Origin of the sequence: Actinoplanes nipponensis, assembly GCF_016862275.1 — a bacterium.
Classification (GTDB): Bacteria; Actinomycetota; Actinomycetes; order Mycobacteriales; family Micromonosporaceae; genus Actinoplanes; species Actinoplanes nipponensis.
Genome location: NZ_BOMQ01000036.1, coordinates 172,884 through 194,572 on the forward strand (window position 1 = coordinate 172,884; position 21,689 = coordinate 194,572).

Genomic DNA, 21,689 nt, shown 5'->3' on the forward strand with positions numbered 1-21,689 from the left:
CCAGCGAGTCGCCGGGCGCCTTGGTTTCCCGGGCGGCACTAGCATCGGGCCCCGTGATCGTATGGCTCAACGGCACCCACGGCGCCGGCAAGACCACCACCGCCGCCCTCCTGCAGCGGCTGCTCCCGCAGTCCCGGGTGCTCGACGCCGAGAAGGTCGGCGAGACGCTCATGGACATCACCCCGGGCCTGCCCGAGACCGACAACTTCCAGCACTGGCCGCCGTGGCGCCCGCTCGTCGTCGAGACCGCTCGCCGCGTGCTGGAGTACACCGGCGGCACCCTGGTGATGCCCATGACCGTCCTGGTCGAGCAGTACTGGCGTGAGATCAGCACGGGTCTCGCCGGCCACGCCATCCCGGTACGGCACTTCGTCCTCCACGCCGACCAGGACACCCTCCGCGACCGTATCGAGCGGGAACACGCCGTCCCGTCGCCGTTCCGCCTGAAACACCTCGTCCCCTACGCCGAGGCGGCCCGTACGTGGCTGCACGCCGAGGCCGAGGTCGTCGACACCACGCACCTCACCCCCGCCGAGGCCGCGCTGCGGATCGCCGCGACGCTCACGGATTGATGATCATCTGAGGGCCCCGGCCGCGGGCGGCCAACCGGTCCTCCGGGTTGATCAGCTTGCAGCGTTGCAGGCTCAGGCACCCGCACCCGATGCACCCCGTCAGCTGGTCGCGCAGCCGTTCCATCATCGCGATGCGCGCCTCGAGCTTGCGCCGCCACCGCGCCGACAGCCGCGCCCAGTCCGCCTTCGTCGGGGTCCGGTTCTCCGGCAGCTCGGCCAGCGCCTCGCGGATCTCCTCCAGCGACACCCCGACCTGCTGGGCGATCCGGATGAACGCGACACGGCGCAGCTCGTGCCGCTCGTAGCGACGCTGGTTGCCACCCGTCCGGGTCGAGCGGATCAGACCTTCCCGCTCGTAGAAGCGCAGCGCGGACTGGGCCACGCCGCTGCGGGCCGCCATGTCGCCGATGGTGAGGAGCTCCACCCCACGCACTCCTTGAGTTGAAGTGAACTTTAACTTGCAGGCTGAGGATATGACCACGACAGCGGTAGATCCAGCCCTGCTGACCCGGCTGACCGGCGACGAGAAACACGCGCCGAGCGCCTACTCGACCCTCGACGTGCTGTGGGTGCTCTACGACCGCGTTCTGCGCGTCTCCCCCGGCACCGTCGACGAACCCGACCGGGACCGGTTCCTGCTCTCCAAGGGGCACGGGCCGGCCGCCTACTACGCCGTCCTCGCCGCGAAGGGTTTCTTCCCCCTGGACTGGCTGGACGACTTCGGCGGGCCGGACAGCCGGCTCGGTTACCACCCCGACCGGTTGCTGATCCCGGGCGTCGAGATCGGCACCGGCTCGCTCGGGCACGGCCTCGGCATCGGCGTCGGCACCGCCCTGGGCCTGCGCGCGCAGGGCCTCGACGCCCGGACGTTCGTGCTGCTCGGCGACGCCGAGCTGGACGAGGGCGCCAACCACGAGGCGATCGCGTACGCCGTCGCGGCCCGGCTGGACAAGCTCACCGCGATCGTCGTGGACAACCGGTCCGCGACGCACGGCTGGCCCGGCGGGATCGCGAGCCGGTTCCCGGGCTGGACCGCCTCCACCGTGGACGGCCGGGACCACCCGGCCATCGAGCAGGCGCTGCGCGAACAGGACCGGGACCGCCCGCACGTCGTCGTCGCGACCGTCGCAACGAAAGGCTGAGGATCATGCGAGAGACCTTCGTCGCCACCACCACCGCGTTGCTGGAGGAGGACCCGCGGACCGCCGTGGTGCTGGCCGACATCTCCGCCGACGCGTTCGCGCCGGCGCAGCGCCGGCATCCGGACCGGGTGCTCAACGTGGGCATCCGCGAGCAGCTGATGCTCGGCGTCGCCGGCGGGCTCGCCCTGACCGGGCTGCGGCCGTACGTGCACTCGTACGCGCCGTTCGTCGTCGACCGGGCCTACGAGCAGATCAAGCTCGACCTCGGACACCAGGACGCCGGCGCGGTGCTGGTCAGCATCGGCGCCTCGTACGACGCGTCCACCGCCGGCTACACCCACCACTCGCCCGGTGACGTGGCCCTGCTGGACACGCTGGAGGACTGGACCGTGCACGTGCCCGGTCACCCCAACGAGGTGCCGGCGCTGCTGCGGGCCGCCGCGCGGACCGACGACCGGATCTACGTGCGGCTCTCGTCGCAGCAGAACAGCCGGGCGTACGCCGCCGCGGGCGAGCTGCGGGTCGTGCGGCAGGGCTGGGCCGGCGCGCCGGTGGTGCTCGCGATCGGGCCGATGCTGGACCCGGTGCTCGCCGCCACCGCCGACCTGGACGTCACGGTCGCGTACACGCTGACACCCCGGCCGCTGGACGGCCGCCGGCTGCGGGAGCTGGTCAACCGCGAGATCGTCGTGGTGGAGCCGTACCTGGCCGGGACGTCGAGCCGGCTGGTGGCGGCGGCGCTGTCCGACGTACCGCATCGGTCCCTGCACCTCGGGGTGGGCCGCGCGGAGCAGCGGCGTTACGGCACCCCGGCCGACCATGCGCGGTGGCACGGCCTGGACCCGGCCGGCCTGCGCGCCTCGATCAGCGGCTTTCTGCAGGCGGCCCGGCGCTAGGCCGCGGCCGCGGCCGGCACGCGGGCCGGGGTACGCCGCTCGCGGAAGGCGTGCTTGAGCCGGGCGTCCACCTGCCACACCTGCGCCGGGTCGGCCAGGCGCATCCGGAACCGCTCGCGCACCCCGTCGACCGCGGTCGCCGCGATGTCCACGACGGAGGTCCGCAGGTCGGGGCTCCAGGAGACGTCGCTCAGGTGACGCAGGTTGGCGTTCAGGTGCAGGCGCAGCCGGTGCAGCACCCGGGTCTCCTGGATCACGACCATCCGGCGGTACGTGAGCAGCAGCAGGAATTCCCCGGCCAGCGGCCGGTCCGGGGTGACGCACCGGGTGACCAGCACCGTGGCGTCGTCCGGTTCCACGCAGCGGCGGAAGATGGGCATGTGCCGGCTCACGGTGGGGATCGCGACCCCGGCTTCGGCGGCGGCGGGCAGGAACGTACGGGAGAACACGTCCATGTGGCGTTTAACGGAGGCTGCCCGGGGAAAGCAGCGGGGAACCCACAATGAATATCGAATTACAGAAGTTCGAGCACCGTGGCGTTGGCCATTCCGCCGCCCTCGCACATGGTCTGCAGGCCGTAGCGGATGTCCAGCTGTCGCATGTGGTGGATCATCGTCGTCATGATCCGCGCGCCGGACCCCCCGAGCGGGTGGCCGAGGGCGATCGCCCCGCCGCGCGGGTTGAGGCGGGCGACGTCGGCGCCGGTCTCCGCCAGCCAGGCCAGCGGCACGGGCGCGAACGCCTCGTTCACCTCGTACACCCCGATGTCGTCCAGGGTGAGTCCCGCCTTGGCGAGCGCCTTCGCGGTGGCCGGGAGCGGCGCGGTCAGCATGATCACCGGATCGTCGGCCGCCACCACCGCGGTGTGCACCCGGGCCAGCGGCCGCAGGCCGTGCGCGGCCGCCCAGCGTGAGGTCGTGACGGCCAGGGCGGCGGCGCCGTCGGAGATCTGCGACGCGGACCCGGCGGTGACCACCCCGTCCGGTTTGAACGGCGTCTTGAGGGCGCCCAGCTTCTCCAGCGTGGTGTCCCGCCGGATGCCCTCGTCCCGGGTGATGCCGCCGACGCCGACGATCTCGGCGTCGAACTCGCCGGCGTCCTGCGCCTTGGCCGCCGCCGCGTGGCTGGCCAGCGCGTACTCGTCGAGCCGCGACCGGGAGAAGCCCCACCGCTCGGCGATCATCTCGGCCCCCACGCCCTGGTTGAAGACGGTGGTGCCGTAGCGCGCGGCGATCGCCGTGCCGTACGGGTCGGCGCCGGCCGCGCTGGAGCCCATCGGCACCCGGCTCATCGACTCGACCCCGCCGGCCACCACCAGATCGGCCTGCCCGGACAGTACGGTCGCCGCCGCGAAGTGCAGCGCCTGCTGGCTGGAGCCGCACTGCCGGTCCATCGTCGTGCCCGGCACCGACTCGGGCCAGCCGGCGGCCAGCACGGCGTTGCGGCCGATGTTCCACGACTGCTCACCGACCTGGGAGACACATCCCCACAGCACGTCCTCGACGTCGGCCGGGTCGAAGCCCGCGCGCTCGGCCAGCGCCTTCAGCACCACCGCCGACAGGTCGACCGGGTGCACCTCCGCCAGCCCGCCGTTGCGCCGCCCGACCGGCGTGCGCACCGCCCCCACGATCACCGCATCTCGCATACTGCCGACGGTACGCCGGACTGCCATAGTGGTGACCATGTCGCCTCTTCAGTGGCGGGTGCGGCCCGTCCTGCCGATCGCCAAACTGCTCGGTGCGGTGGCCCTGGTGGTGCTGGTCTCGGCGTTCGGCCACGGGGACCCGGTGCAGTGGTTCATCGCGATCGCGGTCGCCATCGCGCTGGCCGGCTGGGCGGCCCGCGACCTGATCGCGCCGGTCCGGCTCAGCGCGGACACGAGCGGGATCACCATGGTGGTCGGCCTGGTCCGGCGCCGGCACGTGGCCTGGCCGCAGATCGAGCGGGTACGGGTGGACCGCCGCGACCGGATGGGCCTGCGCAGCCGGTTCCTGGAGATCGACACGGGCGAGAGCCTGCACCTGTTCAGCGTGCACGAGCTGGGCACCGAGCCGGAAGAAGTGGCCGAGGCCCTGAACGCGCTGCGGGCCAACGCCCCGCGCTAGGCGAAATGGGCGGATCTGTCACCTCAGGGCGGGTTCGGCGGCGATGATCTTCGGTGGTGGTCATCGCCCCTATCCGTGCTGAGGAAGCGACATGCGTCTCACCCTGCCGTCCCGGACACCGCCCGAGGTGTCGAAAGCGCCCGCGCCCGTGGGGGACGCGCCGGTCGTGTCCCCTGATTCGCGGCTGTTGTCGCCGGGCGGGGAGGGCGCGGGGTCGCCACTTCGGGCGGGCCGGCTGGGGTGGATCGGCGCACCGGCCGGGCAAGGGCCGGGGCGGATCGGTGGCCCGGCCGAGCAAGGGCCGGACCGGCCGGGGCGGATCGGTGAACCGGCCGAGGAAGAGCCGGACCCGCTGAGGCGGGTCGGCGGTCCGGCCGAGCAAGGGCCGGCCCCGCTGAGGCGGGTCGATGGGCGGGCCGAGCGAGGGTCTCGCCGGCCGGGATGGATCGGCGCGCGGGCCGGGCGGATGCGGAACCGGCTGGGATGGATCAGTGGGTCGGCCGGCCGGGGGTGGGGTCGGCTGGGGTGGATCGGTGCGCCGGCCGGGTGGGACTGGGGCCGGCTCATCCGGAGCCGGGCGGTGGCCGGGACCGTGGCGGCCGGCATGGCTTTGGTGCTGGTCGCCTTCGGCCTGGGGTGGGGCACGGATGCCGGCCGGCCGGGCGCCGGGCGGGGCGGGGAGAGCGGCAGCGCCCGGGCGGGTGAAGGACCACGGCACGGCGACACGGCGAGCCGGCCGCACAACAGCCAGGCGGACGGAGGTCGACCAGGCGGGGCCAAGGCCGGCGAACCGGGCAACGCCGAGGCGGGCGGGCCGGACCGCGACGAGCCGGGTGCGGGCGGGTCAGGCACGGCCCGGCCGGGCGAAGGCCGGCCGGGCGAAGGCCGACCGGGCCGCGGCGGCGCGGATGCCGGGAACACCGACGTCACGAAGGCCCAGGACCCCGCCGAAAGCGCCGGCCAGCCCGAAGCCGCCCAGGCCGCAGCGGACCGGGCCGCCGCCGAGAAGGCCGAACGCGCCCGAGCCGCGGCGAACCGGGCCGCCGCCGAACGCGCAGCCGCCGACCGGTCCGCCGCCGAGAAGCTGACCGCGGCCCAGGCCGCCGACGCACGGGCAGCCGAAGAACGTGCCGCCCGAGCCGGCCCGGAGCGGACCGTCGCCATGCCCGCGCTCGTCGGCCTCAAGCTCACCGACGCGCTGCGGGCCGCCACCTCAGCGGGCCTGACCGGCGTCTCGATCTGCCGCACGCCCGGCGGCCCCGTCCCGCTCTGGCTGTCCCGCTGGCGGGTCGCCGGTCAGGGCGTACCGGCCGGCCGCCGGGTCGCCGCGGGCCGGCCGATCTGCCTCTTCGCCAGCCGGTCGTAGGCGGCTCAGCCCGTCAGCGCCAGTGTGCGGTAGACGGCCAGCAGCAACAGGATCACCAGCACCGCCGCGCAGCCGACCCCCTGCACGAGGTTGCGCCTCTCCCGCGGCGCGTACGCCAGGATCGCCGCCACCGCCGCGCCCACCGCCAGGCCGCCGAGGTGCCCGGCGACCGAGATGTTGGAGACCACGAAGGTGAACACGACGTTGATGACGATGATCGGCAGGATCGGCGCGACGCTCTGATTGAGGCGTTTGAGCAGCACGAAGATGGCCGCCATCAGGCCGAAGACGGCGGTGGAGGCGCCCGCGGTCATGCCGTTCGGCGCCGCGAACAGGTACGCCGCCACGTTGCCGCCCAGCCCGGCCAGCAGGTAGAGCCCGACGAAGCGGAGCGGGCCGAGCACCCTCTCGATGTCGCGCCCGAGGATCCACAGGGCGTACATGTTCATCAGCAGGTGCAGCACGCCGTAGTGCAGGAACATCGCGGTGAACAGGCGGTACCACTCGCCGTGGGCGATGCCGTGCGGGACGACGTCGCCGGCCGGGCCGTACACGGCGGAGCCGAGCACCGCGCCCCACTCGGTGAGCGGGGTGCTGCCGCCCAGCAGCCCGCCCCAGCCGCCCCCGGCGACCGCGTTGGCGCCGCCGCTCAGGATCGAGACGAGCATCACGACGACGTTGATGCCGACGAGCGCCTTGGTGACCGTGCCGGCGCGGCCGGCCACGCGGCCGCCGAAGGCGGTACGGGCCGGCCGCTGCGTGCGCCGGCCCTGGGCGACGCACTCCGGGCACTGGTGACCCACCGAGGCCTCGTTCATGCAGTCCGGGCAGATGGGCCGCTCGCAGCGGGTGCAGCGGACGTAGGTCTCTTTCGACGGATGTCGGTAACAGACCGGTGCCGTCACCGGAGACTCACTCATGCCCCAACGGTACCCGGACGGGGTAACGGAACTACGCGCGCTCGATCTCCACGCGCTCCACCACGACGTCCTCGCGGGGACGGTCGCCGGGACCCGTCGGCGTGGTCGCGATCGAGTCGACGACCTTGGCCGACGCCTCGTCCGCCACCTGGCCGAAGATCGTGTGCCGGCGGTTGAGGTGCGGGGTGGGGCTGACCGTGATGAAGAACTGCGAGCCGTTGGTGCCCGGGCCCGCGTTCGCCATGGCGAGCAGGTACGGGCGGTCGAACTGCAGCTCGGGGTGGAACTCGTCGGCGAACTGGAAGCCGGGGCCGCCGCGCCCGGTGCCGGTCGGGTCGCCCAGCTGGATCATGAAGTTGGCGATGACGCGGTGCGAGATCGTGCCGTCGTAGTACGGGCCGCTGCCCTTCTGGCCGGTCCGCGGGTCGACGTAGTCCTTGGTGCCCTCCGCGAGCTCCACGAAGTTGCGCACGGTCGCCGGCGCGTGGTCCGGGAAGAGCTGGAGCCGGATCGGGCCGTGATTGGTGTGCAGGGTGGCGTAAAGAGTCTCGGCCACGGGTACTCCCATCAGTGTCGCGGTCGCCGGTCCGCTACGTCGGGGCCGGCGCTGGACAGTTCTTTTGCAGTTCGGATCCTCCCCCATGTGTCTGATCCGGCTACGCGGGGGTACCCAAGAGGGCAACATGTCGTGGGAGAGAACCACAGGAGGTGGGCACTGGTGTTCGCAACGATGCGACGGAAGAACCGCAGCGCGAAGATGAAGAGCGAGCTCGGTCAGAGCGTTGATCACTTCAAGCGTGCGGCCTCGATCGCCGCGCAGGAGACCAGCGCGACCGTGGGTCCCAAGTTCTATGCCGCGCGTGATCGCGTGCAGCCGACGGCCAGCAAGGCCAAGGATGCCGCGTCGACCAGCTGGGAGAGCGCCCTCGCGACGCTGACTCCGCTGGTCGCTGCCGCGACCGAGAAGGCGCAGCAGGTGAGCCGGACGACGGCCAAGGCGAGCAAGAAGGAAGCCAAGGCCAGCCGCAAGGACGCGAAGAAGAACGCGAAGAAGCTCGAGAAGCGCGCCAACAAGACGCTGGGCCGCAAGCAGAAGGGCAAGAGCTCCAAGCTCGGCACCCTGCTGGTGGCCGGCGCGGCGGTCGGCGCCGCGGGCGCGTACGTGGTCCGTAAGCGTCGCCAGCAGCAGTGGGACGAGTACGACCCGAACCCGACCTCGCCGACCCGGAGCACGGCCAGCACCCAGGCCACGTTCCCGCCGGCCGACATCTCGGGTCCCTCGGGCTTCGTCACGCCGGTGGACGAGACCACCCCGGCCGTCGGGGCCGTCGGCTCCGACCCGGCCGTCGAGGTCGACGTCGACACGGCCGACCAGACCTCTTCGGCGCAGCACAGCCCGAAGGTGGCCCGGCTGGCCGGCGGCCAGAACAGCACCAAGAACTGACCCCGGTTCCGCAGTTCGAGCAGGCGGGTGGGCGCTCCGCGAGGAGTCGTCCGCCCGCCTCGCTGCGTCCTCAGCCCTCCGTGGAGTCGCTGCGGCGGGCCCGGACCGGGTCCAGCGCCGGCCCCTGCGGCAGCAGCGAGACCAGCTGGCCGGGGATCGACACGGGCGGCACGCCGCCGTACCCGAGCCGGGGCAGCACATCGCGGTTCGCCACCGGATAGCGCCGGCCGGTGTCCGTCACGATGCTGACCGTGCCGGTGCCCGCCGGCGCGGTGGGTGAGGCGGCGGCGACGACCAGCGCCCCCTTGCCCCGCGGCACGTACACCGAGTCGGCCTGCACGCCGCCGGGCACGGCCGGCGCCCCGGTGACCGGGTTGCCGGGGGGCGTGGTCGGGCCGATGCGGATGGTGACCGGGGCCTTCTGATCTCCGCCGGCGTAGCTGAGGCACACCTGCTCGGGGCCGTTGAGCAGCACCGGAACGGCCGGCGGCAGACCCGCGGCGGCGGCGGCGGAGACGAGCTGGGTGTCGGAGTGCGGCAGGCTGCTGTAGAGGTTGAGCTCGATGTCGCGGCTGTCGTACGCCTCGGGGTCGACCTGCATCAGCCGGGCCTGCACGTCGGTGAGGTCGGCCACCCCGTCGCTGAGCACCGCGCCCCACTTGTCCGTACCGCTGGCATCGCCGCGGATCCGCAGCAGCTGGCCGATCTCGAAGTCGTCGATGGCCGGCGACGGGTCGCCGAAGTCGCGGATCGCCGGCGGCTTGAGGTCGGGCCCGATCGGCACCGCGTTGATCCAGGCGGCCGCCACCTCCAGCGGCTGCTGGTTCCAGCCCAGGAAGGACTGGGTCCGCTGGAGCCGGCCGGCCGGGATCAGGAAACGCTTGTTGTTGTAGACCAGGTAGGTGCGCCCGGACGGGTCGGCCACCAGCAGTCCGCGCAGGTCGGCGGCGGGCGTGTCGGCGCGCGGCACCGGCAGCACGGTGCCGTCCGACGGTGCGCCACCGACCATGAGCAGGCTCTGCGTCGCGGTGCCGGAGCCGGCGTCGGCCGGCGTCCGCGAGCACACCGTCCACACCTTGTCGACCAGCCCGCCCTTGGCGGCCGGCAGCGAGTCGGGCGCGTCCGGGATGCCCAGCGGGTCACCCAGCGGCACCTCGGCCAGGCTCTGCGACGAGGCCTCGACCATCTGGGGCTCGGCGGCGTTGGCGATGAGCAGGGCCGAGCTGTAGTTGAGCACCGGGTGCATCCGGTCGTCGGACTTGAGGTAGACGAAGCGGGCGCCCGAGCCCTTCTCCAGGAAGACCACGGCCTCGTTGCGCGGCTCGACCGAGCTGCGGCCCTTGAGCAGGCCGTAGACCGCCGCGCCGCCGACCGCGAGCGACGCCACGACCAGGCTGATCAGGGCGGCGCTGCCGGCCCGGCGCAGCGGCGAGCGGTGCGGATCGGGGTCGTGGCTGACCAGCGCGGCCACCACCCGCTGCTGCGAGTACTGGTACGAGTGCAGCTGATCCTGGCGTGACGGCACGCGGCTTCCCTCCCCAGGGCGACTCCGTCACTGTAAAGGGCGACCGGCGGGGCCGGGGGGCGGGTCAGAGCCAGCCGTTGCGGCGGAACGCCCGGTAGAGCAGCACCGAGATGCCCAGCATGAGCAGGAAGACGACCGGATAGCCGTACGGCCAGCTCTGCTCCGGCATGTGCACGAAGTTCATGCCCTCGACGCCGGCGACGGCCGTCCAGACCGTGGCGATGCCGGCCCAGGCCGCGATCTTGCGCATGTCGTTGTTCTGGTCGACCGTGACCTGGGCCAGCCGCGCTTGCAGGATGGAGTTCAGCAGGTCGTCGTACGAGGACACCTGCTCGACCGTCCGGGTCAGGTGGTCCTGCACGTCCCGGAAGTACCGCCGGATCTCCTTGGGGACCTGCCGGCTCTGCGGCGAGGTGATCGTGGCCAGCGGCCGCTGCAGCGGCACCACCGCCCGGCGGAATTCCACGATCTCGCGCTTCATCTGGTAGATCTGCTGCACCGGGCTGCCGCTGTCGCGGGAGAACGCGCCCTCCTCGATGATGTCGAGGTCGGCCTCGACCTGGTCGGCCACCGCGATGTACGCGTCCACCACCCGGTCGGTCACCGCGTAGGCGACCGCCCACGGGCCCTGGGCGAGCAGCTCGCTGCGGGCTTCCATGTCGGCCCGCACCGGCGCCAGCCGCGCGGCGTCGCCGTGCCGGACCGTGATGACGAAGCGCTCGCCCACGAACAGCATCATCTGGCCGGTCTCGACCACCTGCGAGGTCTCGGTCAGCTCGCCGTGCGGCACGTAGCGGGCGGTCCGCAGCACCAGGAAGTGGACCGCGCCGAACTGCTCCAACTTGGGCCGCTGCTCGGCCTTGACCGCGTCCTCGACGGCCAACTCGTGCAGGTCGTACGTGCGCGCGACGGCGGCCATCTCGTCGGCCGTGGGCTCGTGCAGCCCCAGCCACACGAATGCGTTCTCCCGGCTGCACGCCTCGCGCAGCGCCTCGTCCGGGGTGAAGTCGCCCGGCTCGCGCTTGCCCTCGACGTAGACGCCGCAGTCCATCACGGCGCTGCCGTGATAGGGCCGGCCGGAGTCGTCGGGCCGGCCCTCGGGGGCGCCGAGGAACCGGTTCATCGCCCGGACCGGGGCGGTCCACGCCCGCGACAGCGACCGGTTCACACCGGTGCCCCGGTTGCGGCGCGCACTCTCGCTCATGGCTGCCTCCCCCAAAGGTGATGTCGGCTCGGCCCTCGTAGTGAGGCCCGCCCGAGGCTACGCCCGTTACCTTTCCGGCCGCGCCACACACCTGCGCCTCGGCAGGGTGGCGCCGGACGGACCGGCCGCATTTCGGGGGGTGAAGGTGCGATCGGCCCGCCCGGCGCCGGGGGGCGGGGGTGGGTGTCAACGCGCCGGGCCGCATGGTCATGCAGCCGGTGCAGCAGCATTGTGAGCCGAACGCCGGTCCTGGGGAAACCCGAGACCGGCGTTCGGAGCACAGTGTCGGAAACCCGACAGTCGGGCAGGTATCAGGCGGAGACCTCGGCGATCGCCGCGGCGAGGCGGCGGACCCCCTCGTCGATCTGGTCGACCGTGACGGCCGAGAACGCCAGGCGTACGGACGACTTGCCCCCGTCCAGCAGGAAGTCGCTGCCCTTGACGATGGCCACACCCTTCTTCATGGCCGCCGGGAACAGCTTGTCCACGTCCACCGAGGAAGGCAGGTCGACCCAGAGGAAGTAGCCGCCGTCCGGCTCGGTGAAGGTGGCGCCGGGGATGTGCTCCCGCAGCGAGGCGGCCAGGACCCGGGCCCGCTCGGCGAGGGCCGTGCTCACGGTCTGCACCGAGCGCTCGATGTCGCCGGAGACGCAGAACTGGTGCACGATCGCCTCGGACACCATGCCGGGCGAGATGTAGAGGTTGGTGGCCTTCTTCGCGATGGCGTCGATGAGGGCGGCCGGGCCGACCAGGTAACCGACGCGGACACCCGGGCACACCGTCTTGGTGAAGCTGGAGGCGTGCACGACCACGTTGTCGGTGTCCATCGACAGCATCGACGGCAGGGCGTCGCCGCGGAAGCGGATGTCCACGTACGGGTCGTCCTCGAAGATCGTGAAGCCGTACTCGACCGCCAGGCTCAACAGCGCCCGGCGCTTCTCCAGCGACAGCGTGACACCGGCCGGGTTCTGGTAGTTCGGGATGATGTGCGCGAGCTTCGGGCGCAGGCCCGCCTCGAGCATCCCCTTGAGCTCGGCGACGTCGATGCCGTCCGGCTCGATCGTCACCTGGTGCACCTTGCCACCCAGGTTCTGCAGGTTCAGCAAGGTGCGGTCGTAGGTCGGCTTCTCCACGATCACGTCGTCGCCGGCCTTGACCAGGTGGTTGAACAGGAAGGCGTCGGCCTGCAGGGAACCGTTCGTCACGATGACCTGGTCCGCGTCGACCCCGTGCTTGTCGGCGATCCACTTGCGCAGCGGGACGTAACCGACGGAGGTGCCGTAGGCGGTCACGCCGGCCGGGTCGGCGTCGAAGGCCCGCGCGGCGGCGGCCTTGAGGCCCGCCACGTCGACGATGTCCAGGGACGGAGCCCCTCTTGCGAACGAGATCAGCTGCTCAGCGGTCATGCCCCAAGCTTACGAGCAGGCTCTATATCATTTTTCGCGTGTACCCCGACCCGCTGCTCGTCGCCGGAGCTCTCGTCGTGGACGACGACGGCCGCATTTTCTTCCAGCGCCGGTCACCGCAACGCAAGCTTTTCCCGAACTCCTGGGACATCGTCGGCGGCCACCTCGAACCGGGCGAAACGGTCGACGACGCGCTGCGCCGCGAGGTGCTCGAGGAGACCGGCTGGCGGGTGTCGGCCGTGCTCGCCCTGGTCGGCGACTACGCCTACACCGGCGACGACGGCCGGGACCGGCACGAAACCGACTTCCTCGTCCGGGTCGACGGCGACCTGGCCCGGCCCCGCCTGGAGGAGGGCAAGCACACGGAGTTCCGCTGGCTGGGCCCCGACGACCTGGCCGTGCTGGACGAGACCAGGGCCGTCGACGACGGGATGATCCGGCGGATCGCCGAGGACGGCTTCGCGGTCCTGCACACGCTCGGTATGTGAGTCCACGGCTATCCTCGGCTGGCACGCCCCTCACTTCGGAAGGAACCACCCCATGATCGGTCTCGTACTCGCTGCCGGCGCCGGGCGCAGGCTGCGCCCGTACACCGACACGCTGCCGAAGGCGCTGGTGCCCGTGGACGGGGAGACCACGATCATGGACATCTCCCTGCGTAACCTCGCGGCGGCCGGGCTGACGGACGTGACGATCGTGGTCGGCTACCGCGCCGAGGCGGTCGAGGAGCGCCAGGCGGGTTTCGAGCAGAAGTACGGCGTGAAGATCTCCCTGGTGCACAACGACAAGGCCGAGGAGTGGAACAACGCCTACTCGCTGTGGCTGGCGCGGGACCACTTCGCCCAGGGCGCCCTGCTCGTCAACGGCGACACCGTGCACCCGATGAGCGTCGAGCAGACCCTGCTGGCCAACCGCGGCCCCGGCATCCTGCTCGCCATCGACAATGTGAAGAAGCTGGCTGACGAGGAGATGAAGGCTGTCTTCTCGGCGGATGGCCGGCTGGAGAAGATCACGAAGCTGATGGAGCCCGCCGAGGCGTCGGGCGAGTACATCGGCGCCACGGTCATCGAGGCCGGTGCGGCCGCCGAGCTGGCCGACGCGCTCCGGACGACCTTCGAGCGCGACCCCAACCTCTACTACGAGGACGGCTACCAGGAGTACGCCAACCGCGGCGGCGAGATCCGCGGCGCGGCGATCGGCGACATCCCCTGGGTCGAGGTGGACAACCACGACGACCTCGCCAAGGCGCGGGACATCGCATGCCGTTACTAGCCCGCAGCGTCCAGACCCCGCTGCACATCGACGTGCGGCGGGGCGCGGTCGCGGACCTCGGCCGCATCCTCGCCGACGGCCGGATCTCGGCCGGCGGCGACGTCGCCGTGGTGGTCGGCCCGGGTCAGGGTGAGCGGATCGCCGAGATGATCCGGCCGTCGCTGGGCTCGGCCGACGTCTACACGACCACCGGCGGCACCCTGGACGCCGCGCTGGAGCTGGCGGCGAAACTGCGCTCCCGGTCGTACGACGCGGTGGTCGGCATCGGCGGCGGCAAGACCGTCGACGCGGCCAAGTACGCGGCCAACCGCTGGGGCATGCCGATGGTGTCGGTGGCGACCAGCCTGGCCAACGACGGCATCGCGTCCCCGGTGGCCAGCCTGATCAACGACGGGGTCAAGGGCTCCTACGGCGTGCACATCCCGTACGCGGTGATCGTCGACCTGGACTTCGTGGAGAACGGCCCGGACCGGGTCAACCGGGCCGGCATCGGCGACGTGATCAGCAACATCAGCGCGCTGGCCGACTGGGACCTGGGCCGCGAGGTGCGCGGCGAGCCGGTCGACGGCCTGGCCGCGTCGCTGTCGCGGGTCGGCGCCGAGGCCATCCTCAACATGCCGGGCGACATGCAGGACGACGTCTTCGTCACGATCCTCGCCGAGGCGCTGATCTCCAGCGGCCTGGCCATGGCCGTCTGCGGCAGCAGCCGGCCGTGCAGCGGCGGCTGCCACGAGATCATCCACGCCACGGACACGCTGTTCCCGGGCACGGCCTCGCACGGCGAGCTGGCCGGTCTCGGCGCGCTGTTCTGCACGTTCCTGCGCGGCGACGAGCGGCGCTTCGCGCAGATGTCCGACTGCCTGGTGCGGCACAGCCTGCCCCGGACGGCGGCCGACGTGGGGCTGACCCGCGAGCAGCTGGCCGAGGTCGTCGACTTCGCGCCGCGGACCCGCCCCGACCGCTACACCATCCTCGAACACCTGGCGATGTCGCCGGACGAGATCCGCAGGAAGCTGGCCGACTATGACGACGCCGTCGCCGCCCGCTGAGCCGACAGTGGACCGCCCACCCACCGCTGCCGACTACTACGGCGTGAACCGCGGGGGCGGGCTGTTCAGCGAGGCGGTCAGCCAGCGCCTGGGCGCCCGGATCTCGGTCTTCGCCCACCGACACCGGCTCGCGCCGACCGTGCTGACCGTGGCCAACCTGGGGCTGAGCTGCCTGGTCTCGTTCGTCGTGGTGGCGGCGGCCGGCCCGGTCGCCGACGGCCGGGTGTGGGCCTGGCCGATCGGCCTGCTCGCGCTGCTGGGCTGGCAGTTCGCGTACGCGCTGGACTGCGCCGACGGCCAGCTGGCCCGGGTCACCGGCCAGACCAGCCCGGCCGGCGGCCGGGTCGACGTGCTGTGCGACGTGGCCGGTCAGATCGCCCTGGTGGCGGCCCTGTCGGCCGTCGCCGAGGCGCAGGTGCCGGAGACCCCGGCGTGGCTGGTGGCGGCCTTCGCCGGCACCTGGATGGTCAACCTGGTCACCTCGGTGATGCAGACCGGCAGCCAGGCGTCGAGCATGGTGACGAGCCGCTCGCTGCCGGTCCGCGTGGTCAAGCTGGTCCGCGACTACGGGGCGGTGATCGCGCTGGCCGGCCTGGTGCTGACCCTGGCGCCACAGTGGACGATCTTCGTGATCGGCGCGTTCACCCTGGTCAACGGGGCGTTCCTGGCGGCCAGCATCGCCTTCTCGGGTCGCGCCGCGCTGCGGGGCTGACTCACACCCGTACCGGGATCGCCGACGAGGTCCCCAGCACCTTGCCGGCGCTGTCCAGCGCATCGACCACGACGTATTCCGGCGTGCCCGGCAGCGTCAGCGTCGTCTCGAAGCCGGTGCGGTCCGCCTCGGCGGTCTGGGTCAGCGCGCGCGGCTGGCCGCCGGCCCGGGCCCGCCACTTGGCGACCTTCGTGCTGCCGTTCCAGCTCGTGCTGACGATGACGTTGCCGCCCTCGGCCCGCAGGCCCATGGCCGGCTGGTCCAGCGGCGCGCCGGCCCATTCCGCCTTGTACGCCCGGTACGACTGGTTGTCGAGCGGCAGGTGCCCGGCCAGCCGCACGGTCCCGTCCGGGGCGTACTCGGTGAAGTAGGGCTTCTGGCCCCAGCCGATGAACGAGCCGCCGTCGGCCAGTTCGCGGAAGCTGCCCTGGGTCGGCGCGGAAAGCTTCTCCGGGTGCAGGAACTCGCTGACGAACGAGATCCTCTTCGCCGCCTCGTCGACCTTGAAGACCAGGCCCCGGGACTGCTCGCGCTGCTTGGTGATGCCGGCGCCGTTGTCGAAGACGCTGTACGACCCGTCGCGCCGGCGCCGGAAGTCGTGCTGCCAGCTGAACGCCGACCGCTCGTCGACGGCGAAGTCCGACTTCTTGCCGCCGATGCGCCACCGCACGTCGCCGGACTTGCGATCGATCTTGTAAACGGTCCAGGTGTGCCGGGACGAGGCGAGGATGTGCCCGTCGGCGTCGAGCCCGACCGAGTTGGCGTGGAAGTAGTCGTAGGGCAGGTGCGCGGAATCGCCCTCGGGCAGCGGCGCGTACGACTCCGCGAGGGTGACGTGGTCCCGGGCCCGCCACTCGAAGACGCGCCGGCCGGTCCTGATGTCGATCTCCTGGATCACCCCGTCGTGCAGCACGCCGTCGGTGGGCCCGCCGAGCGCCGACAGGTCGTACGGGACCGGGTCGTAGACCCAGAAGAGCGCGGTGTCGTTCGGCGTGATCACGAAGTCGTGCTGGTCGGCCTGTTCCGAGCCGGCCGCCCGGACCCGGGTGATCTCCCGGTACGAGGTGTCCGCGATGACGAACTCGCCCTGCCCCACGCCCTGCCCGCCGGTGCCGCCGATGGTCCCCTCCCACCAGGTCAGGACCGGCTGGTTCCGATACTGCTGGACCTTGAAGTCGATGGCCACCGTGGCGGGGTCGGGCACCTTGCGGAACCACACCGGCGAGCCCTTGTCGTCCACGATCAGCGGTCCCCACAGGCCGGTGCCGGAGGCGGGCGTCAGGAAGACGTAGCCGGGGGCGGTCGCGTTGGCCGGCGTCGTGATCGTGACGTCGGGCAGGGTGCGCAGGTCGGGCCGGGACCGGTACTTGGCCGGCCCGGCCTGCGGAGCCGCCGCCGGGACGCCCGCGTCGTCCTTGCTGTCGGCGATCGCGTAGCCGGCGCCGGCGCCCGCGGCGGTGAGCGCCACGGCGCCGCCGACGCCGAGCAGGAGGTTCCGGCGCGAGAGTTTGGCATCGGTCACGGATCAACCTTTCCCGATTCGATGGCGATCTACCTCGGTGCCGGCTCGAAATTCTCTGTGAGCCCGGTGTAGATGTCGATGAGCCGCCGGGTCACCACATCGGGGTGGAAGGCGCTCAGATAGCGGGCGCGCGCGGCCGGCGCGACCGCCGCGGCGCCGGCCCGGGCGACCGGCAGGGCGGCGGCCAGCGCCTCCGGGTCGGGCCGGACCGCCCAGCCCGCCGGCGCCGCCGGGCCGCCGATCCCCAGCAGGTACGGGATGCCGCCGACATCGGTGCCGAGCACCGGCCGGCCCGCCGCCATCGCCTCCAGGATCACCGTGGGCAGCACGTCGTCCCAGGTCGGCACGGCCACGATCACGGACGCGGCCCGGCGCTCGGACGCCATGCCGGCCTGGTCCAGGGCGCCCAGGTAGGTCACGTCGGCCCGCTCGGCGGCGGCCCGCTCGGCGAGCGGCCGCAGCTCCCCGTCGCCGGCGATGCGCAGCGGCCCCAGCTCGCCGTCCGGGTGCCGGCGCCAGGCGTCGAGCAGCAGCGCCAGGCCCTTCTCCGGGGAGAGCCGGGCGGCGTACAGGAATCCGTCGCCCGGCGGTTCCGGCGCGCCGGGATCGGGCAGGCCGTTCGGCTTGATCACGATGCGCTCGTCCGGAATGCCGTAGTCGCGCAGGTGGTCGGCGATCCGGCCGGTCAGCGCGATGTAGCGGTCCACCGACCGCCAGGTGGGCCGGTGCACGGCCAGGGTGGTCGCCATCAGGGCGCTCTGCGCCGCCGAGCCCCGGTAGCACCTGTGCACGACGGCCGGCCAGCCCAGCGCCTTGCCGCGGCAGTCGTGGCAGTTGTGCCCGTCGCGGAAGTACAGACCCGAGGAGCACACCTGCCGGTAGTTGTGCACGGTCTGCACGACCGGGACCCCGTGCGCGTGCGCGGTCCGCACGACCGACGGCGACAGCAACGGGTACGGGTTGTGCAGGTGCAGCAGGTCGGGGCGCTCCCGGCGGAGCAGCTCGGCGAGATCCCGCTGGGCGGCCCGGCCGAGGATCGGCGAGAGCGGCAGGAGGGCCTTCTGCGCGAGCGGGAGCTCCCCGATCGAGTCGGAGGCCCGCTGGAACGGCAGCACCTCGATCCCGGCCGCCGTGAGCTGCGCGATCTCCGTGTCGACGATGACGTTCTCGCCGGACGGGATGGCCTCGCGATATCTGTTGTGCGCAACGACGACCTTCACGGGTGGAAACGCTACCGTTGAGGGCGTGCCGGAGCTTCCCGAGGTCGAGGCGCTCGCCGCGTATCTGCGGGAGCGTGCGGTCGGCCGCACAGTGCAGCGCTTCGAGGTCTCGTCGTTCAGCGCGCTGAAGACGTACGACCCGCCCGCCTCCGCCGTCGCCGGCCTGGTCGTCACCGGCGCCGGCCGGCACGGCAAGTTCCTCGACCTCACCCTGGGCCAGGATCTGCACCTCGTGGTGCACCTGGCCCGCGCGGGCTGGCTGCACTACCGGGAGTCGTTCAAGTCGCCCGCGCCGCTCAAGCCGGGCAGCGGCCCGATCGCGATCCGGGTACGCCTCGACGACGAGTCCGGCTTCGACCTCACCGAGGCCGGCACCCAGAAGTCGCTGGCGGCGTACCTGGTGCGCGACCCGGCCGAGGTGCCCGGCGTGTCGCGGCTCGGGCCCGACGCGCTGGAGGTCGGCCGCGAGGAGTTCGCCGAGCGGCTGCGCGCCCGCCGCGGCCAGGTCAAGGGGGTGCTGACCGACCAGGAGGTGCTGGCCGGCATCGGCAACGCCTACTCCGACGAGATCCTGCACGTGGCCAAGATGTCGCCGTTCGCGCTGACCCACAAGCTGACCGACGAGCAGATCACCACCCTGTACGAGGCCATGCGGCAGGTCGAGACCGACGCCGTGACCCGCTCGGTGGGTCAGAAGGCCGCCGAGCTCAAGGGCGAGAAGCGCGCCGGGATGCGGGTGCACGCGCGGACCGGGCTGCCCTGCCCGGTGTGCGGCGACACGGTCCGCGAGGTCTCCTTCGCCGACAAGAGCCTGCAGTACTGCCCGACCTGCCAGACCGGCGGAAAGCCGCTCGCCGACCGCCGCTTGTCCAAGTTGATCCGATAGTCACGCAGAGTGCACAGGTGGCTCCGCGGGGGAAAGCGGGCACAACGTCCCCTTCTGCTGGACCGTTCCATCGGTATAGTGGCCCGGTCCCACGCTTCGTGCGCGGCGCGCAGGGGACCGGCGGCCCGCCGGAGCCCCCAGGGCCGTGGCGGTGCGTAATGTTCTCGGTGTGGGCGGTACGTGATGCGGGAGGACGTAGGCGAGGTGACCACAAGCCTCCAACGCCCGGGAACCAGCAAGAGCCGGAGCGGCATGCCGTACGACAGTTTCGAGTGGCAGCAGGAGCCGCCGCCCAGTAACGGCGTACCCAGATCCGCCTGGACCCGTTCGCACCGCCGGCTGTCGCGCTGGCACCGGCCGTACACCATGATCCTGATCCTCCTGGATCTCGTGTCGGCGATCCTGGCCAGCGCCCTGGCCGTGACCTTCATCCAGAAGGCCAGCTCCGGTTTCCAGGGCCGCGAGAACATCTTCTACTTCGTCGCCTTCGTCGCCCTGCCGCTGGGCTGGATCTTCACCCTCTGGGCCAACGGCAGCTACGACCGGCGCTACCTGGGCCTGGGCAGCGAGGAGTTCAAACGGGTCGTCCGCTCGTCCATCACGGTCGTGGCCGCGGTCTCGCTGCTGGCCTTCGGCACCCGCACCCAGCTCTCCCGGGTGACGGTCGCCTACGTCTGCCTCGCCGCGCTGATCTTCATCCTGTTCTGCCGCTACTCGGCCCGCCAGGTGCTGCACGTGGCCCGCCGCCGCACCGGCCACGGCGCCCACCGGATGATCCTGATGGGCACCCTGCCGGAGGCGCTCGAGGTCTACACGGCGGTCACCCGCAGCCCCGCGGCCGGCCTGATCCCGGTGGCGATCCACCTCACCGACGGCTACTCGGCGGCCCGCGGCATAGAGACCCCGGTGCCCGTCTACGCGGGCCGCGACGTGCTCGCCCTGGTCCGCGAGGTCGGCGGCGACACCATCGCGGTCTGCGGCTCGGCCAGCGCCGAGCCCGGCGAACTGCGCCGCCTGGCCTGGGCACTGGAAGGCACCGGCGTCGACCTGGTGGTGGCCCCCCAGCTCACCGACATCGCCGGCCCCCGCGTGCACATCCGCCCGATCGAGGGCCTGCCGCTGCTGCACGTCGAGGAACCCACCCTGTCCGGCCCCGGCTGGCTGGCCAAGAACCTGCTCGACCGGGTGGCCGCCTTCTTCGGCCTGCTGTTCCTGAGCCCGGTCCTGGCCGTGATCGCCGCCGGCATCAAGATGGCCAGCCCCGGCCCGGTCTTCTTCCGCCAGCCCCGGGTCGGCCACGAGGGCCGCACCTTCCGGGTGTGGAAGTTCCGGACCATGGACGTGGACGCCGAGGAGCGCAAGGCCACGCTCGAGGAGCTGAACGAGGCCGACGGCATGCTGTTCAAGCTGAAGGAGGATCCCCGGATCTTCCGGTTCGGCAGCAAGCTGCGGGCGACCTCGCTGGACGAGCTGCCCCAGCTGATCAACGTGCTGAAGGGCGAGATGTCGCTGGTCGGCCCCCGCCCCCTGCCCGCCGACGACGGCGACTACCTGGGCGACGTCCGGCGCCGGCTGCTGGTGCGGCCGGGAATCACCGGGTTGTGGCAGGTGTCGGGGCGCTCGGATCTGTCGTGGGACGAGGCGGTCCGGCTGGATCTGTACTACGTCGACAACTGGTCGCTGACGTATGACCTCGGCATCCTGTGGCGGACGATCTGGGTGGTTCTCAAGCGCAAGGGTGCTTATTAGCTCGGCGGCCGATCAAGATCAAATCTTTGGGGGCATGTTGTGTGGGCCCGCGGCTCCGTCCACAGCCTCGCCGCCATCCAGGGCGTCGCTGCCATCCACAGGGCGGCCATCCACAGGGCGGCATCCACAGCTTCGCGGCCTCCGCTCGTCCTCCTCGCGTTCACGGCTTTCCGGCCGTCCTCTCGGTGGGCCCACCGGTGAGGCGTTCCTGGTTGGGTGTTGAAGCGCCGGTCGCCTCACCGCACCGTTGCTGACTGTCCGCCCGCTCGCTCGGCCGCTCACCAGGCCGTAGTTCGCCCGCGTGCCCGCGCGCACATCCGCCCGATGGTCCGGCTGCCCGCACTCTCGCCTGCACGCCTGCACGCCTGCACGCCTGCGCGGCCGCTCGCCTACCCAACTGCCGCACGCACGGCCGCTCGCCTGTCCAACTGCCGCACTCACGGCCGCTCGCCTGCCGAGCTGTCGCCGCACGGCGCCGCCCGCTGCGCCTCGGCCGGCGTGCCGGCGGCCCGGGCGGTGACCATGCCGCTCGCCTGAACAACTGGCCGCCGGGCCACCTGCCCGCCGGGCCACCTGCCCGCCGGGCCACCTGCCCGCCGGGCCACCTGCCCGCCGGGCCACCTGCCCGCCGGGCCACCTGGCCGCCGGGCCACCTGGCCGCCGGGCCACTTGCCCGCACGTCAGCCCGCCTCCCGGCTC

Annotated in this window: 22 protein-coding genes; 12 read left to right on the top strand and 10 right to left on the bottom strand. The window is 72.3% G+C overall.

Annotated elements, in window-relative coordinates:
* Positions 1 to 53: 53 nt before the first annotated feature.
* Positions 54 to 572 (top strand): AAA family ATPase, encoded by a 519-nt coding sequence (locus Ani05nite_RS15865; protein ID WP_203769063.1) that lies wholly within the window; start codon positions 54 to 56, stop codon positions 570 to 572.
* On the opposite strand, the gene soxR is transcribed toward Ani05nite_RS15865, so the two are convergent.
* Positions 562 to 996 carry a redox-sensitive transcriptional activator SoxR gene (soxR, locus tag Ani05nite_RS15870; RefSeq protein ID WP_275410555.1) on the bottom strand — a complete coding sequence of 145 codons (435 nt, stop codon included), beginning with the start codon at positions 994 to 996 and terminating at the stop codon, positions 562 to 564. The genes Ani05nite_RS15865 and soxR overlap by 11 nt on opposite strands.
* Positions 997 to 1,045: 49 nt before the next feature.
* Here soxR and Ani05nite_RS15875 point away from each other — a divergent pair, with 49 nt between their 5' ends.
* Complete coding sequence (locus Ani05nite_RS15875) at positions 1,046 to 1,714, top strand: thiamine pyrophosphate-binding protein (RefSeq protein WP_203769064.1); 669 nt, start codon at positions 1,046 to 1,048, stop codon at positions 1,712 to 1,714.
* A gap of 5 nt (positions 1,715 to 1,719) precedes the next feature.
* On the top strand, positions 1,720 to 2,610 hold the full coding sequence (locus Ani05nite_RS15880; protein WP_203769066.1) for a transketolase family protein: 891 nt from the start codon (positions 1,720 to 1,722) through the stop codon (positions 2,608 to 2,610).
* On the opposite strand, the gene Ani05nite_RS15885 is transcribed toward Ani05nite_RS15880, so the two are convergent.
* A complete protein-coding gene (locus Ani05nite_RS15885; RefSeq protein WP_203769068.1) occupies positions 2,607 to 3,065 on the bottom strand; it encodes a hypothetical protein in 459 nt (152 codons plus the stop codon). The genes Ani05nite_RS15880 and Ani05nite_RS15885 overlap by 4 nt on opposite strands.
* A 59-nt stretch (positions 3,066 to 3,124) precedes the next feature.
* Entirely contained in the window at positions 3,125 to 4,255 is a 1,131-nt protein-coding gene (locus Ani05nite_RS15890) for an acetyl-CoA C-acyltransferase (protein WP_203769070.1), read from the bottom strand.
* A 37-nt stretch (positions 4,256 to 4,292) separates the two neighbouring features.
* On the opposite strand from Ani05nite_RS15890, the gene Ani05nite_RS15895 reads away from it, so the two are divergent.
* Together Ani05nite_RS15895 and Ani05nite_RS15900 are read left to right on the top strand one after the other, a co-directional pair.
* On the top strand, positions 4,293 to 4,715 hold the full coding sequence (locus Ani05nite_RS15895) for a PH domain-containing protein (RefSeq protein ID WP_203769071.1): 423 nt from the start codon (positions 4,293 to 4,295) through the stop codon (positions 4,713 to 4,715).
* Positions 4,716 to 5,319: 604 nt separating this feature from the next.
* The gene (locus Ani05nite_RS15900; RefSeq protein WP_203769072.1) at positions 5,320 to 6,081 is read left to right on the top strand and encodes a PASTA domain-containing protein; all 762 of its coding nucleotides are present in this window, start codon (positions 5,320 to 5,322) and stop codon (positions 6,079 to 6,081) included.
* Positions 6,082 to 6,086: 5 nt separating this feature from the next.
* On the opposite strand, the gene Ani05nite_RS15905 is transcribed toward Ani05nite_RS15900, so the two are convergent.
* Together Ani05nite_RS15905 and Ani05nite_RS15910 are read right to left on the bottom strand one after the other, a co-directional pair.
* Positions 6,087 to 7,001, bottom strand: a complete 915-nt coding sequence (locus Ani05nite_RS15905) for a rhomboid family intramembrane serine protease (RefSeq protein ID WP_203769073.1) — start codon at positions 6,999 to 7,001, stop codon at positions 6,087 to 6,089.
* A 31-nt stretch (positions 7,002 to 7,032) separates the two neighbouring features.
* Complete coding sequence (locus Ani05nite_RS15910) at positions 7,033 to 7,557, bottom strand: peptidylprolyl isomerase (RefSeq protein WP_203769074.1); 525 nt, start codon at positions 7,555 to 7,557, stop codon at positions 7,033 to 7,035.
* 174 nt (positions 7,558 to 7,731) lie between these two features.
* Between Ani05nite_RS15910 and Ani05nite_RS15915 the strand changes: the two genes are divergently transcribed.
* A complete protein-coding gene (locus tag Ani05nite_RS15915) occupies positions 7,732 to 8,445 on the top strand; it encodes a hypothetical protein (RefSeq protein ID WP_239130028.1) in 714 nt (237 codons plus the stop codon).
* A gap of 70 nt (positions 8,446 to 8,515) precedes the next feature.
* On the opposite strand, the gene eccB is transcribed toward Ani05nite_RS15915, so the two are convergent.
* The 3 genes from eccB to Ani05nite_RS15930 form a co-directional block, all read right to left on the bottom strand.
* Positions 8,516 to 9,970, bottom strand: coding sequence for a type VII secretion protein EccB (eccB, locus tag Ani05nite_RS15920; RefSeq protein ID WP_203769077.1), 1,455 nt, complete (start codon positions 9,968 to 9,970; stop codon positions 8,516 to 8,518).
* A 64-nt stretch (positions 9,971 to 10,034) separates the two neighbouring features.
* A complete protein-coding gene (locus Ani05nite_RS15925) occupies positions 10,035 to 11,174 on the bottom strand; it encodes a magnesium and cobalt transport protein CorA (RefSeq protein ID WP_203769079.1) in 1,140 nt (379 codons plus the stop codon).
* 311 nt (positions 11,175 to 11,485) lie between these two features.
* Positions 11,486 to 12,580, bottom strand: a complete 1,095-nt coding sequence (locus Ani05nite_RS15930; protein ID WP_203769080.1) for an aminotransferase-like domain-containing protein — start codon at positions 12,578 to 12,580, stop codon at positions 11,486 to 11,488.
* 38 nt (positions 12,581 to 12,618) lie between these two features.
* On the opposite strand from Ani05nite_RS15930, the gene Ani05nite_RS15935 reads away from it, so the two are divergent.
* From Ani05nite_RS15935 to Ani05nite_RS15950, 4 genes are read left to right on the top strand one after another with little or no spacing between them, the layout of a single operon-like run.
* Positions 12,619 to 13,068: an NUDIX hydrolase gene (locus Ani05nite_RS15935; protein ID WP_203769082.1), complete on the top strand. Its 450-nt coding sequence runs from the start codon at positions 12,619 to 12,621 to the stop codon at positions 13,066 to 13,068.
* Between the two features lie 52 nt (positions 13,069 to 13,120).
* Entirely contained in the window at positions 13,121 to 13,852 is a 732-nt protein-coding gene (locus Ani05nite_RS15940; RefSeq protein ID WP_203769084.1) for a phosphocholine cytidylyltransferase family protein, read from the top strand.
* The gene (locus Ani05nite_RS15945; protein WP_203769086.1) at positions 13,840 to 14,901 is read left to right on the top strand and encodes an iron-containing alcohol dehydrogenase family protein; all 1,062 of its coding nucleotides are present in this window, start codon (positions 13,840 to 13,842) and stop codon (positions 14,899 to 14,901) included. The genes Ani05nite_RS15940 and Ani05nite_RS15945 overlap by 13 nt, the downstream gene beginning before the upstream one ends.
* On the top strand, positions 14,876 to 15,613 hold the full coding sequence (locus Ani05nite_RS15950) for a CDP-alcohol phosphatidyltransferase family protein (protein WP_203769088.1): 738 nt from the start codon (positions 14,876 to 14,878) through the stop codon (positions 15,611 to 15,613). Before Ani05nite_RS15945 ends, Ani05nite_RS15950 begins: the two co-directional genes overlap by 26 nt.
* Before the next feature lies 1 nt (position 15,614).
* Here the strand turns inward: Ani05nite_RS15950 and Ani05nite_RS15955 are convergent, their stop codons facing one another.
* A complete protein-coding gene (locus tag Ani05nite_RS15955; protein WP_203769090.1) occupies positions 15,615 to 17,135 on the bottom strand; it encodes an arylsulfotransferase family protein in 1,521 nt (506 codons plus the stop codon).
* Between the two features lie 29 nt (positions 17,136 to 17,164).
* Positions 17,165 to 18,355: a glycosyltransferase gene (locus Ani05nite_RS15960; RefSeq protein WP_203769091.1), complete on the bottom strand. Its 1,191-nt coding sequence runs from the start codon at positions 18,353 to 18,355 to the stop codon at positions 17,165 to 17,167.
* A 25-nt stretch (positions 18,356 to 18,380) separates the two neighbouring features.
* On the opposite strand from Ani05nite_RS15960, the gene Ani05nite_RS15965 reads away from it, so the two are divergent.
* Both Ani05nite_RS15965 and Ani05nite_RS15970 read left to right on the top strand, forming a co-directional pair.
* Complete coding sequence (locus Ani05nite_RS15965; RefSeq protein WP_203769092.1) at positions 18,381 to 19,241, top strand: Fpg/Nei family DNA glycosylase; 861 nt, start codon at positions 18,381 to 18,383, stop codon at positions 19,239 to 19,241.
* A gap of 252 nt (positions 19,242 to 19,493) precedes the next feature.
* Complete coding sequence (locus tag Ani05nite_RS15970) at positions 19,494 to 20,990, top strand: sugar transferase (RefSeq protein WP_203769093.1); 1,497 nt, start codon at positions 19,494 to 19,496, stop codon at positions 20,988 to 20,990.
* Positions 20,991 to 21,689: the final 699 nt, after the last annotated feature.

What these genes read in the sequence shown, in the direction of transcription:
- Ani05nite_RS15875 (WP_203769064.1), top strand. Translation starts at nt 1,046, where the DNA reads ATGACCACGACAGCGGTAGATCCAGCCCTGCTGACCCGGCTGACCGGC.
- Ani05nite_RS15880 (WP_203769066.1), top strand. Translation starts at nt 1,720, where the DNA reads ATGCGAGAGACCTTCGTCGCCACCACCACCGCGTTGCTGGAGGAGGAC.
- Ani05nite_RS15885 (WP_203769068.1), bottom strand. Translation starts at nt 3,065, where the DNA reads ATGGACGTGTTCTCCCGTACGTTCCTGCCCGCCGCCGCCGAAGCCGGG.
- Ani05nite_RS15890 (WP_203769070.1), bottom strand. Translation starts at nt 4,255, where the DNA reads ATGCGAGATGCGGTGATCGTGGGGGCGGTGCGCACGCCGGTCGGGCGG.
- Ani05nite_RS15895 (WP_203769071.1), top strand. Translation starts at nt 4,293, where the DNA reads ATGTCGCCTCTTCAGTGGCGGGTGCGGCCCGTCCTGCCGATCGCCAAA.
- Ani05nite_RS15900 (WP_203769072.1), top strand. Translation starts at nt 5,320, where the DNA reads ATGGCTTTGGTGCTGGTCGCCTTCGGCCTGGGGTGGGGCACGGATGCC.
- Ani05nite_RS15905 (WP_203769073.1), bottom strand. Translation starts at nt 7,001, where the DNA reads ATGAGTGAGTCTCCGGTGACGGCACCGGTCTGTTACCGACATCCGTCG.
- Ani05nite_RS15915 (WP_239130028.1), top strand. Translation starts at nt 7,732, where the DNA reads ATGCGACGGAAGAACCGCAGCGCGAAGATGAAGAGCGAGCTCGGTCAG.
- Ani05nite_RS15925 (WP_203769079.1), bottom strand. Translation starts at nt 11,174, where the DNA reads ATGAGCGAGAGTGCGCGCCGCAACCGGGGCACCGGTGTGAACCGGTCG.
- Ani05nite_RS15930 (WP_203769080.1), bottom strand. Translation starts at nt 12,580, where the DNA reads ATGACCGCTGAGCAGCTGATCTCGTTCGCAAGAGGGGCTCCGTCCCTG.
- Ani05nite_RS15940 (WP_203769084.1), top strand. Translation starts at nt 13,121, where the DNA reads ATGATCGGTCTCGTACTCGCTGCCGGCGCCGGGCGCAGGCTGCGCCCG.
- Ani05nite_RS15945 (WP_203769086.1), top strand. Translation starts at nt 13,840, where the DNA reads ATGCCGTTACTAGCCCGCAGCGTCCAGACCCCGCTGCACATCGACGTG.
- Ani05nite_RS15950 (WP_203769088.1), top strand. Translation starts at nt 14,876, where the DNA reads ATGACGACGCCGTCGCCGCCCGCTGAGCCGACAGTGGACCGCCCACCC.
- Ani05nite_RS15970 (WP_203769093.1), top strand. Translation starts at nt 19,494, where the DNA reads ATGCCGTACGACAGTTTCGAGTGGCAGCAGGAGCCGCCGCCCAGTAAC.